Genomic DNA, 13,314 nt, shown 5'->3' with positions numbered 1-13,314 from the left:
ACTGTTGTGGAGAACGCTTCGATGAGCGTCCAGACGAGGGAACGAGCCGGGCGCGCCAAGCGCTGGCAAGCATTGGCCTGCGCGATGAGCCTGGCGGTGCTGATGCCGGTGCAGGCCTGGGCCCAGAACATGATCCGGTCGATCAGTTCGACCCAGCAGGGCGGCGCCGACATCGTGCGCATCGAGCTCGCGAAACCCCTGACCGAACTGCCGCGCGGCTTCGCCGTGCAAGCGCCGCCGCGCATCGCGCTGGACCTGCCGGGCGTTTCCAACGGCATGGGCCGCAATGCGGTCGAGATCAACTCCGGCAACATGCGTTCCGCCAATGTGGCGCAAGCCGGCGATCGCAGCCGCGTCGTGCTGAACCTGCGTCAGGCGAGCACCTACCGCGCGCAGCTGCAGGACAACTCGCTGCTGATCTTCCTGGACGCAGCGCCGTCGGCCGCGACGGCCGCCGCCGCGGGCCCCGCCACGGCGACCACCGAGCCGGTGCATTTCGCGCCGAGCCAGAACTCGACCACGCAGGCCCTGCAGGACATCGACTTCCGTCGCGGCAATGATGGCGCGGGCCGCGTCGTCGTGAACCTGCCGAGCAGCCAGGTCGGCGTGGACATCCAGCAGCAAGGCCAGAACCTGGTGGTCGAGTTCCTGCGCAGCGCGCTGCCGGAACGCCTGCGCCGCAAGCTGGATGTGACCGACTTCGGCACGCCGGTGCAGACGGTGACGGCAACCCAGCAGGGTGACCGCGTGCGACTGGTCGTCACGCCCAAGGGCGTGTGGGAGCACAGCGCCTACCAGAGCGACAACCAGTTCGTGCTGGAAGTGCGGCCGCAGAAGGTCGACCCGAACAAGCTGACGCAAGGTCCGGGCTACAGCGGCGACAAGCTGAGCCTGAACTTCCAGAACATCGATGTGCGCGCGCTGCTGCAGGTCATCGCCGACTTCACCAACTTCAACGTGGTGACCAGCGACACCGTCACCGGCAACGTGACCCTGCGACTCAAGGACGTGCCTTGGGACCAGGCGCTGGACATCATCCTGCAGGCCAAGGGCCTGGGACTGCGCAAGTCAGGCAACGTGCTGTGGATCGCCCCGAAGGAAGAGCTGGCCAACAAGGAGAAGGCCGAGCTCGAGGCCAAGCAGGCCGTGGCCCAGCTGGAACCGCTGCGTACGCAGTCCTTCCAGATGAACTACACCAAGGCCGAGGAAGTGGCCAAGGGCCTGACCGGGCAGAACAACCAGGGCGGTAGCAGCACGAACACGTCGCGCATCCTGTCGCCGCGCGGCAGCGTGATCTGGGAGACCCGCACGAACCAGCTGTTCGTCAGCGACATCCCGTCCAAGCTGGAAGAGATCCAGGCGCTGATCGCCAAGATCGACGTGCCGGTGCGTCAGGTGCTGATCGAGGCCCGCATCGTCGAGGCCGACGACAAGTTCGGCCGCGCGCTGGGTGTGAAGCTGGGCGCCTCGGACCTGCGGGGCCGCCAGGGCGGCATCCCGGGCTACAACGTCGGTGGCAGCAACTACGTGACGATTGGCGGCAATTACTCCGCGGTCGGATCGCAGACCAACCAGCAGACGAGCTACAACTACAACGACTCGCAGTTCGTCAACCTGCCGGCGAATGTCTCGGGTGACGCCTTCGGTGGTGCGACGGCGGCCAACTTCGCGCTGTCGCTGTTCAGCGCCACGGCGAACCGGTTCCTGAACCTGGAAATCTCCGCGCTGGAGGCTGATGGCCGCGGCAAGGTGGTGTCGAGCCCGCGCGTTGTGACTGCGGACCAGACCAAGGCGCTGATCGAGCAGGGCGAGGAGATCCCGTACCAGCAGTCAACGTCCAGTGGCGCGACTTCGATCACCTTCAAGAAGGCCGTGCTGAAGCTGGAAGTCACGCCGCAGATCACGCCGGAAGGGAACGTCATCCTGACGGTGGACGTGAACAAGGACAGCCGCGGCACGCTGACCCCCCAAGGCTACGCGATCAACAACAAGCATGTGCAGACGCTGGTGCTGGTCGAGAACGGCGGCACGGTGGTGATCGGCGGCATCTACACGCAGGAAGACCTCGAGACCGAGAACAAGGTCCCGTACCTGGGCGATATCCCGCTGCTGGGCAACCTGTTCAAGAACAAGTCGCGCAGCTCGGCGAAGACGGAACTGCTGATCTTCATCACGCCGAAGGTGGTGAGCGATCGCGTCACGGCCACGCGCTGATCGCGGCGGCGCCTCGGGCGCCGCTTCGCTGCAACGGCCGTCATGAACCAAAGGGCGTTCGCGTGAGAAATGCCGCCACAAGAGCCGGAAAGGGCCGGCGGCGCGAGCGCATATCAGAGAGGATGCCGCGGCCAGAACAAATGCTGCGGACGCAGGAGTAGCAAGACATGAAGCGAATCGAACGAGTGGCCGGCGCCGGCAACGGGATGACGCGCGGCGCCGCCCGCCTGATGCTGACGGCCACGATGGTGGCCGTGCTGGCCGCTTGCGGCGGCGGTGGTGGCGGCGGTGATGCCGGCACCCCGGTGGTGGGCGGTGGCGGCACGGGCGGCGGTGGCACCACGCCGGTCACCACGCCGACGATGACCTTGGCTTTGTCCTCGTCGACGGTGACCGCGAACGCGCCGGCCACGGTGACCGCTTCGCTGCGGACCGCCACTGGCGCTCCGATCCCGGGTACGGTCGTGACGTTCGCCACCACCGGCAATCTGGGCAAGTTCGAGCCGGCCTCGGCACTGACCAATGACAGCGGCGACGCGACGGTGACCCTGTCTCCGGCCAGCGCCACCAGCACCGGTGCCGACACGATTACCGCGACGGCAAGCGTCAACGCGGCCAGTGTGACGGCGAGCGCCGGCTTCCAGCTGGCGGCGACCAACGTCACGATCACCTCGCTGACGTCGGACTTGGCCTTGCCTGCGCTCCCGCCCAATGGGGAAACCACGCTGACCGTGGCGCTGTCCTCCTCCGCCATCGGCACGCCGGTGAATGTGGCGCTGACATCGGCCTGCGTCATCGCCGGTCGCGGCACCTTGACGCCTGCCAGCAACGTGACGACGAGCACCGGCGTGGCGACCTTCCGCTTCCGCGACAACAGCTGCGGCAGTTTCCAGAACACTGACACCTATCAAGCGACCATCGCCGGCAGTGCTGCCACGCAGTCCTTGTCGCTGAATCTGGGCAAGCCCTCGGCCCAGAGCATCCAGTCCACCAGCAACGCGACCCAGACGATCTACCTGAAGGGGTCGGGCTACACCGAGTTCGCGAACGTGACCTTCCGACTGGTGGACGCGAGCGGCAACGGCGTGCCGAACCAGCCGATCGACCTGACCGCCAACATCTGGTCCGGTGGTCTGACGCTGGATGGTGCAACGCAGACGACGATCACCAAGAACACCGACAACAACGGCGACGTGGTGGTCCGGGTCAATTCCGGCACGGTGCCGACGCCGGTCCGGGTGTCCGCGACCCTCAAGGGCACGTCGATCTCCACCGTGTCCAGCGCCCTGTCCATCGCGGTCGGTCTGCCTTCGCAACTGAACTTCTCGCTGGCTCAGGGGACGATCAACATCGAAGGCGGCAGCCGTGACGGCACGGCAAACACCTATTCGATCATCGCGTCCGACCGCCTGGGCAACCCGGTGCCGGACGGCACGGCGATCAACTTCGTGTCGGAAGCCGGCCAGGTGGTGAACACGGTGTTCACCGCCAAGGACGCCAGCGGCATCTCTCGCGCCACGTCGAACTTTGTCTCATCTGAACCGCGTCCGGCTGACGGACGGGTCACAGTGCTGGCCTACGCGCTGGGTGAAGAGTCCTTCATCGACCAGAACGGCAACAACGTCTACGACGCCGGCGAGCAGTTCCAGAATCTCGGTTCGGTGTTCCTGGACCGCCTGTACAACAACCACTACAGCAACACCGATCAGTTCATCAAGCAGAACGACAGCACCGGAACCAACGTCTGCTCGAATGATCCGAACAACGTGCTGACGCAACCGGCCACCTCGCTGTTCAAGTTCTCCGCCTACACGCCGTATGTGCCGAACACCTGCGATGCGGGCCAGGGCAAGGCTTATGTCCGTCGTGCGGTGGAGACGGTCTTCTCGTCCTCGACGGCTGGCATCGTCTGGGGTCTGAAGGCGCCGGACAACCTGCGCGGTACCTGCCCGGACAAGCGTGAACTGATCGACTTCGGCGCCTTTGGAGAGGAGCCCAAGGGCAGTGGTCTGTACGGCTACTACCGCGACGCGAATAACGTCGTGCAGCGTTCGACCTGGCTGGGCTATTCCCAGGACGAAGCGGCTCGTCCCAACCTCCGTCAGGTGGCTCCGGTGGGTACGGGCGTCGTCTATTCGGGCGGCGCGTCGAGCCTGTCGCTGTTCTTCTTTGTCAGCGACAACAATCCGGTGGCCTTCAATCCGATGCCGGCAGGAACCAAGGTCACGGCGACCGGCAGCGATGGTCTGACGGTCACGGTCCAGGCCGGTGCCACCACGCCGAGCACGTCGTATCCCACGGGCGCATCGATCGATGTCAAGTTCGCGGACACCACTGCCTCCGGCACTGTGTACATCACGGTCACCTCGCCCAGCGGTTCTGGGGTGACGTTTGCGCAGAACGTGGCCAAGGCCGCCGTTCCTGGGACTCCCGCGGCGTGCGACTGACGTTGAGCCTGGTCGGCATGCCCGGCGGTGGCAAATCCACCGTCGGCCGACTGCTGGCCAGACAGCTCGACATGCCTTTCGTCGATTCCGACGCCGAGATCGAAAAGGATCTCGGCGGCGAGTCGATCAAGGACTACTTCGCCCGTCAGGGCGAAGCGTCGTTTCGGGACCTCGAATCGCGTGTGATCGCGCGCTTGCTCGAGGGCGCGGGAACGGACCGCGAAATGATCCTGGCCACCGGCGGCGGCGCGGTGCTGCGCGAGATCAATCGCGAACGGCTCAAGGCGAATTCGACAGTCGTGTACCTTCGCTCGTCGCCTGAAGAACTCTTCCGGCGGCTGAAGCACGACACCCAGCGGCCGCTGCTGCAAGTGGCCAATCCGCTGGCGAAGCTGCGCGACCTCTATGGCCAGCGCGATCCCCTCTACCGCCGCTGCGCGCACTTCGTGCTCGAGTCGAGCCGCCCCTCGGTGCATGGGCTGGCCAACATGATCCTGATGCAGCTGGAACTCGCGGGTCTGATCGATCCGGCCCGGGTGGCGGCGACCGTGGGGGCAAGCGAGGCCCCGTACACTTCCGGGAATGACCGCTCCGCTTCCTGATTCCACGTCTTCCGCGGCGTCGGCCGCCGGCGCGACCACGGTCGCCATCGATCTCGGCGATCGCCGCTACGACATCCAGATCGGCCCCGGACTCTTCGACGACGCGTCGACCTGGTCCGGCCTGCCGCGCGCGGCCGTGGCGCTGATCGTCACCAATGACACCGTCGCGCCGCTCTACCTCGAACGCCTGAAGCGCCAGCTGGCGCCGCATTACAAGCAGGTCGAGTCGGTCATCCTGCCGGACGGGGAGCAGCACAAGAACTGGGCCTCGCTGGACCGGGTCATCGATCACCTGCTCGCCGGTGCGGCCGATCGCAAGACGGTGCTGTACGCACTGGGCGGCGGCGTGATCGGCGACCTGACCGGCTTCGCAGCCGCCATCTACATGCGCGGTGTGCCCTTCGTGCAGGTGCCGACCACCTTGCTGGCGCAGGTCGATTCGTCGGTGGGCGGCAAGACCGCGATCAACCACCCGCGCGGCAAGAACATGGTCGGTGCGTTCTACCAGCCGGTGCGTGTCGTGGCCGATCTCGACACGCTGGATACGCTGCCCGATCGCGAGTTGTCCGCCGGGTTGGCGGAGATCATCAAGTACGGACCGATCGCCGATGCGACCTTCCTCGACTGGATCGAGCGCCACCTCGACGACCTGCTCGCACGCGACAAGTCAGCGCTGGCTCACGCGGTCAGGCGCAGCTGCGAGATCAAGGCCTGGGTCGTCGGCCAGGATGAGCGCGAGAGCGGGCTGCGCGCGATCCTGAACTTCGGCCACACCTTCGGCCATGCGATCGAGACCGGCCTCGGCTACGGCGAGTGGCTCCACGGCGAAGGGGTGGGCTGCGGCATGGTGCTGGCGTCCGAGTTGTCGGCGCGACTGGGCTTGATGCCGCCAGCATTCGTCGAACGGATGACGCGCCTGATCGAGCGCGCCCGGCTGCCGGTGAAGGCGCCGCGGATGCCGATCGAGCGCTGGCTCGAGCTGATGCGCGTCGACAAGAAGAACGAGGGCGGCGAGATCCGTTTCGTCGTCATCGAGTCCCTGGGCAAGGCCGGCCTGCGGGGCGCCCCCGATGCGCTGGTGGCCGGGGTGATCGAGGCCCACACCGAGCCCGGACAACGCTGAGAAGCCCGAACCCACGATGACGATGCTGCGCGCGCCCTATGCCTCCGATCCCGCGCGCAGCCGCGGTCGCCGTCATCCCGAGGCGCCGGCGCCGACCCGCAGCGAATTCCAGCGTGATCGCGACCGCATCGTCCACAGCACCGCCTTCCGTCGGCTGGTCTACAAGACGCAGGTCTTCCTCAACCATGAAGGCGACCTGTTCCGCACCCGGCTGACCCATTCGCTGGAGGTGGCGCAGCTGGGGCGTTCGATCGGGCGCAGCCTGGGCCTGGACGAGGACCTCATCGAGACCGTCGCCCTGGCGCACGACCTGGGCCACACGCCCTTCGGTCACGCGGGCCAGGATGTGCTGAACGACTGCATGAAGGCGCATGGCGGCTTCGAGCACAACCTGCAGTCGCTGCGCGTGGTCGACAAGCTGGAGCAGCGGTATCCCGCTTTCGACGGGCTGAACCTCAGCTTCGAGAGCCGCGAGGGCATCCTCAAGCATTGCAGCCGCCGCGACGCGGAACGGATCGAGCAGCGTGAACCCGGCGGCGTCGCCGCGCGCTTCCTCCATGGCGGCCAGCCGAGCCTGGAGGCGCAACTCTGCAATCTGGCCGACGAGGTCGCCTACAACGCGCACGATGTCGACGACGGCGTGCGCTCGGGGCTGGTGACCCTGGAGCAGCTCGAAGAGGTGGCGCTGGTACATCGCTATCTGCGGGAGACGCTGTCGGCTTATCCGGACCTGACCGGCAAGCGACTGCTCGCCGAGACCATCCGCCGGATGCTGTCCCAGCAGGTCTACGACGTCATCGACGCCACGCGCAGCGCCATCGAGGCCGCCGCGCCGGCCGACGCCGAGGACGCCCGCACCAAGGGCCCGCTGGTGCGCTTCAGCCCCGACATGCGTCAGGCCAGCACCGAGCTCAAGCGCTTCCTCTTCAAGAACCTCTATCGCCATCCGGCGGTCCAGGCGCAGCGCGACCGCGCGGAGCAGGTGCTGCGAGAGCTGTTCCAGATCTACCTCACCGATCCCGGCCGGCTGCCGGCGGATTTCGCGGATGGCGAGGACCACGCGCGCGCCTGCGCCGACTACATCGCCGGCATGACCGACCGGTTCGCGCTCAGGGAGCATGAGCGGCTCACCGGCAAGCGCCTCATCGCGGCCTGATCATGTCGGCGAATGCCGCCTCCGGCGGCTGCGAATGCTCGATCGACAGCCGGCGCCATAATTGGGGACAGACTTCCGTTCCCACCATGGCAAGACTCCCTCGGCTGGCGCTGGCCGGCCATCTGCATCACCTGATCCACCGCGGTCACAACCTGCAGCCGATCGTCGTCGACGACGAAGATCGCAAGGCCTTGCTGGCGGCGCTGCAGGACAGCGCCGCGACGCACAAGGTGGCGATCCACGCCTACGTCGTGATGCCGAATCACCTGCACCTGTTGGCCACGCCTTCCACGGCGGACGGTCTGAGCCGCATGATGCAGGCGCTCGGGCGGCGTTACGTGAGCGCCTTCAACCTCCGCCACGGCCGTGTGGGCACCTTGTGGGAAGGCCGTTTCCGCGCGGCGCCGCTGGAGGCGGACACCCACCTGCTCGCGGTCATGCGCAGCATTGAGCTGAACCCGGGACGCGCGGGGCTGGGCGATCCCGGCGACTACCCGTGGTCCTCCGCCGCGCACCATCTCGGCCACCGGCGCGACCCTCTGATCAGCGACCCGCCCGGCTTCTGGGCCCTGGGCAACACTCCATTCGAGCGCGAACTGGCTTGGCGTCGGTGGTTGGAGGAGGGCGAAACCGAAACCGAGCGCCAGAAGCTGATCGACTCCGCGCTGAAAGGGTGGCCGCTCGGATCGGCACGCTTCCTGCAAATGCTGGGCGAATTGAGCGAGCGCCCGATGAGTCCGCGCCCCCGCGGTCGGCCTCGCAAGGTGAAGCCGGGGGAGGCAACATGATCATTTCCTATCTGTCCCCATTTAATAGGCTCGCGCCCGCAACGCATCCTGCAATTCGATACTGACCCCATTTAGTTGTGCTTGTGCCATGCCGGCACGCGCCTTAACCTGCGCGGGTTTCGTTTTCGAGAGTTCAGGAGGCCACCGATGTCGGCAGCTCAAGATCCGCGCGCAGCGCAATCGTCGTCCCCCGCCACGACCGCCGACGCGGTTTCCGCCACGCTGCCGACGGCCGGCCCGTCCGCGACCGAGATCCGCGAGCTGGCCGCCCATGGCCTGTACAACGGCGCCAACGAGAAGGACGCCTGCGGCCTGGGCTTCGTGGCCCACATCAAGGGCCAGAAGGCCCACCACATCGTCCAGCAGGGCCTGAAGATCCTGGAGAACCTGGACCATCGCGGTGCGGTCGGCGCGGACAAGCTGATGGGTGACGGCGCCGGCATCCTGATCCAGATCCCCGACGAGTTCTATCGCGCCGAGATGGCCCGGCAGGGCGTCACGCTGCCCCCGCCGGGCGAATACGGCGTCGGCATGATCTTCCTGCCCAAGGAGCACGCCTCGCGCCTCGCTTGCGAGCAGGAACTCGCCCGTGCGATCAAGGCCGAGGGCCAGGTGCTGCTGGGCTGGCGGGACGTGCCGGTGGACCGCGACATGCCGATGTCGCCGACCGTGCGCGAGAAGGAACCGATCATTCGCCAGATCTTCATCGGCCGCGGCCCGGACATCATCGTCCCCGACGCGCTCGAGCGGAAGCTGTACGTGATCCGCAAGACGGCCTCCAGCGCGATCCAGGCGCTCCATCTGACGCACAGCCGCGAGTACTACGTGCCGTCGATGAGCTGCCGCACTGTCATCTACAAGGGTCTGCTGCTGGCCGACCAGGTGGGCAAGTACTACCGCGACCTGGCCGATCCGCGCGTCGTTTCCGCGATCGCGCTGGTGCACCAGCGCTTCTCGACCAACACCTTCCCCGAGTGGCCGCTGGCCCACCCGTACCGGATGGTGGCCCACAACGGCGAGATCAACACCGTCAAGGGCAACTTCAACTGGATGCGCGCCCGCGAAGGCGTCATGAAGTCGCCGGTGCTGGGTGACGACCTGAAGAAGCTGTACCCGATCAGCTTCGAACACCAGTCCGACACGGCCACCTTCGACAACGCCATCGAGCTGCTGACGATGTCGGGCTACCCGCTCGCGCACGCCGCGATGATGATGATTCCCGAGGCCTGGGAGCAGCACGAGTGGATGGACGAACGCCGTCGCGCGTTCTACGAGTACCACGCCGCGATGATGGAGCCGTGGGACGGCCCCGCCGCCATGGTCTTCACCGACGGTCGCCAGGTCTGCGCCGCGCTGGACCGCAACGGCCTGCGTCCGGCCCGCTACTGGGTCACCGATGACGACCTCGTCGTGCTGGCCTCCGAATCCGGCGTGCTCCCCATCCCGGAATCGCGGGTGGTCCAGAAGTGGCGCCTGCAGCCCGGCAAGATGTTCCTGATCGATCTGGAGCAGGGCCGCATCATCGACGACGAGGAACTGAAGACGCAGTACGCGAACGCGCGTCCCTACCGCCAGTGGATCGAGAACGTGCGGGTCAAGCTCGACGAGATCCCCGCGCCGGAAGCGGCCGCGCCGGTGTTCCCCGCTTCGCTGCTGGACCGCCAGCAGGCCTTCGGCTTCACCCAGGAAGACGTGAAGTTCCTGCTCGCGCCGATGGCCGCGAACGGCGAGGAAGGCATCGGCTCGATGGGCAACGACAGCCCGCTGGCCGTGCTGTCCGACAAGAACAAGCCGCTCTACAACTACTTCAAGCAGCTGTTCGCGCAGGTCACCAACCCGCCGATCGACCCGATCCGCGAAGCGATCGTGATGTCGCTGAACAGCTTCATCGGTCCCAAGCCCAACCTGCTGGACATCAACGCGGTGAACCCGCCGATGCGCCTGGAGGTGACGCAGCCGGTGCTGGACTTCGCATCGATGGCTCGTCTGCGTGCGATCGAGCACCACACCAACGGCAAGTTCAAGCCTTACGAGCTCGACATCACCTACCCGCTGGACTGGGGCCGCGAGGGCGTGGAGGCGCAGCTGGCCTCGCTGTGCGCTGAAACCGTGGACGCCATCAAGGGCGGCCACAACATCCTCATCATCACGGACCGTCACCTGAGCGCGAACCGGGTCGCCATCCCGGCGCTGCTGGCGCTGTCGGCGGTGCATCACCACCTGGTCCGCGAAGGCCTGCGCACCACCTGCGGCCTGGTCGTCGAGACCGGCACGGCACGCGAGGTCCACCATTTCGCGGTGCTCGCGGGCTTCGGCGCCGAAGCGGTCCATCCCTACCTCGCCCTGGAGACGCTGCAGGCGATGAGCGCGGAGCTGCCGGCGGCGCTGTCGGCCGACAAGGCGATCTACAACTACATCAAGGCGGTGGGCAAGGGACTGTCGAAGATCATGTCCAAGATGGGCATCTCGACCTACATGTCCTATTGCGGCGCGCAGATCTTCGAGGCCATCGGCCTGAAGTCCGACTTCGTCGCGAAGTACTTCCGCGGCACGCCGACGCAGGTCGGCGGCATCGGCGTGTTCGAGGTCGCCGAGGAAGCGCTGCGGCTGCATCGCGCCGCCTTTGGCGACGACCCGGTGCTGGAGCACATGCTGGACGCCGGCGGCGAATACGCGTGGCGCACCCGCGGCGAGGAGCACATGTGGACCCCCGACGCGATCGCCAAGCTGCAGCACAGCACGCGATCGGGCAAGTTCGACACGTACAAGGAATACGCCCAGCTGATCAACGACCAGAGCCGCCGCCACATGACGCTGCGCGGCCTGTTCGAGTTCAAGTTCGACCCGACCCAGGCGATCCCGCTCGAGGAGGTCGAGCCGGCCGCCGAGATCGTCAAGCGCTTCGCCACCGGTGCGATGTCGCTGGGCTCGATCTCGACCGAGGCGCACGCGACGCTGGCCGTCGCGATGAACCGCATCGGCGGCAAGAGCAACACCGGCGAGGGCGGCGAAGACCCGGCGCGGTATCGCAATGAGCTCAAGGGCATCAAGATCACGGCCGGCACGAAGATGTCGGACGTCGTCGGCAGCAAGGTCGTCGAGGTCGATTACGAACTGCAGGACGGCGACTCGATGCGCTCGCGCATCAAGCAGGTCGCGTCGGGCCGCTTCGGCGTCACGACCGAGTACCTGGTCAGCGCCGACCAGATTCAGATCAAGATGGCCCAGGGCGCCAAGCCCGGCGAGGGCGGTCAACTGCCCGGCGGCAAGGTCACCGACTACATCGGCTTCCTGCGCCATTCGGTGCCGGGCGTGGGCCTGATCTCGCCGCCGCCGCACCACGACATCTATTCGATCGAGGACCTGGCGCAGCTGATCCACGACCTGAAGAACGTCAACCAGCGCGCCGACGTCTCGGTCAAGCTGGTCTCGGAAGTCGGCGTGGGCACGATCGCGGCGGGCGTGGCCAAGGCCAAGGCCGACCACATCGTGATCGCCGGCCATGACGGCGGCACCGGCGCGTCGCCGTGGTCGTCGATCAAGCATGCCGGCACGCCGTGGGAACTGGGCCTGGCCGAAGCGCAGCAGACGCTGGTGCTGAACCGCCTGCGCGGCCGCGTCCGCGTGCAGGCCGACGGCCAGATGAAGACCGGCCGCGACGTCGTCATCGGCGCGCTGCTGGGCGCCGACGAGTTCGGCTTCGCGACCGCGCCGCTGGTGGTCGAGGGCTGCATCATGATGCGCAAGTGCCACCTGAATACCTGCCCGGTCGGCGTCGCGACGCAGGATCCGGTGCTGCGCAAGAAGTTCAGCGGCAAGCCCGAGCATGTCGTCAACTACTTCTTCTTCGTGGCCGAGGAAGCGCGCCAAATCATGGCGCAGCTGGGCATCCGCAAGTTCGATGAGCTGATCGGCCGCGCCGACCTGCTCGACACGAAGAAGGGCATCAGCCACTGGAAGGCCAAGGGCCTGGACTTCACCCGCGTCTTCCATCGCCCGGAACTGCCGGCCGACGTGGCCCGCCTGCACAACGATCACCAGGACCACGGCCTGGACCGCGCGCTGGACGTCAAGCTGATCGAGAAGTGCCTGCCCGCCTTCGAGAAAGGCGAGAAGGTGCGCTTCATGCAGGAAGTGACCAACGTTCGCCGGACGGTGGGCGCGATGCTGTCGGGCGAACTGATCCGCCGTCGTCCGGAAGGGCTGGAGGACCAGACCATCTTCATCCAGATGGAAGGCACGGGTGGCCAGAGCTTCGGTGCCTTCCTGGCGCCGGGCATCACCTTCTACCTGATCGGCGACGCCAACGACTACACCGGCAAGGGCCTGTCCGGCGGCCGTGTGGTGGTGCGCCCGTCGATCGACTTCCGGGGTGACGCGACGAAGAACATCATCGTCGGCAACACCGTGCTGTACGGCGCGACCAAGGGCGAGGCCTTCTTCCGCGGCGTCGCGGGCGAGCGCTTCGCGGTGCGGCTGTCCGGCGCAACCGCGGTCGTCGAGGGCACGGGCGACCACGGCTGCGAGTACATGACCGGCGGCACCGTCGCCGTTCTCGGCAAGACCGGTCGCAACTTCGCCGCCGGCATGAGCGGTGGCGTCGCGTACGTCTACGACGAGGATGGCCAGTTCGCCAAGCGCTGCAACACGGCGATGGTCTCGCTGGACAAGCTGCTGCCCGCGCACGAGCAGGAAGCCACGATGGACAGGGCGATCTGGCACAAGCTCGGCGATGGCGAGGCCCGCACCGACGAGGCGATCCTCAAGAAGCTGATCGAGGATCACCACCGCTGGACCGGCAGCCAGCGCGCCCGCGACATCCTGGACCACTGGGCCGAGTCGCGCGCCAAGTTCGTGAAGGTGTTCCCGACGGAGTACCGCCGCGCGCTGGGCGAGCTGGGTGCCGCCAAGGAAGCCGCCGCCACGATCGCCCACGCCAAGGCGCCCGCCGCCAAGGCCAAGGTCTGATCCGTCGCATCGAAGT

The 13,314-nt window shown here is 66.9% G+C and carries 7 protein-coding genes; all 7 read left to right on the top strand.

Features of this window, described 5'->3' with window-relative positions:
• Positions 1-21 precede the first annotated feature (21 nt).
• On the top strand, positions 22-2,214 hold the full coding sequence (gene pilQ / locus FHT37_RS15035) for a type IV pilus secretin PilQ (protein ID WP_183483039.1): 2,193 nt from the start codon (positions 22-24) through the stop codon (positions 2,212-2,214).
• A gap of 167 nt (positions 2,215-2,381) precedes the next feature.
• The gene (locus FHT37_RS15030; protein ID WP_183482530.1) at positions 2,382-4,661 is read left to right on the top strand and encodes a hypothetical protein; all 2,280 of its coding nucleotides are present in this window, start codon (positions 2,382-2,384) and stop codon (positions 4,659-4,661) included.
• Complete coding sequence (locus FHT37_RS15025) at positions 4,658-5,263, top strand: shikimate kinase (protein ID WP_183483038.1); 606 nt, start codon at positions 4,658-4,660, stop codon at positions 5,261-5,263. Before FHT37_RS15030 ends, FHT37_RS15025 begins: the two co-directional genes overlap by 4 nt.
• A complete protein-coding gene (gene aroB, locus FHT37_RS15020) occupies positions 5,244-6,386 on the top strand; it encodes a 3-dehydroquinate synthase (protein WP_183482528.1) in 1,143 nt (380 codons plus the stop codon). The genes FHT37_RS15025 and aroB overlap by 20 nt, the downstream gene beginning before the upstream one ends.
• Before the next feature lie 22 nt (positions 6,387-6,408).
• Positions 6,409-7,542, top strand: coding sequence for a deoxyguanosinetriphosphate triphosphohydrolase (locus tag FHT37_RS15015; RefSeq protein WP_183483036.1), 1,134 nt, complete (start codon positions 6,409-6,411; stop codon positions 7,540-7,542).
• A 2-nt stretch (positions 7,543-7,544) separates the two neighbouring features.
• A complete protein-coding gene (locus tag FHT37_RS15010; RefSeq protein WP_310739746.1) occupies positions 7,545-8,330 on the top strand; it encodes a transposase in 786 nt (261 codons plus the stop codon).
• A gap of 147 nt (positions 8,331-8,477) precedes the next feature.
• Positions 8,478-13,298, top strand: a complete 4,821-nt coding sequence (locus FHT37_RS15005; RefSeq protein WP_183482526.1) for a glutamate synthase-related protein — start codon at positions 8,478-8,480, stop codon at positions 13,296-13,298.
• The last annotated feature ends 16 nt before the right edge of the window (positions 13,299-13,314 follow it).

The organism is Mitsuaria sp. BK037, from assembly GCF_014193045.1.
In the GTDB taxonomy this organism is placed as follows: Bacteria; Pseudomonadota; Gammaproteobacteria; order Burkholderiales; family Burkholderiaceae_C; genus Roseateles.
This window is presented reverse-complemented; position numbering and strand designations above follow the sequence as displayed.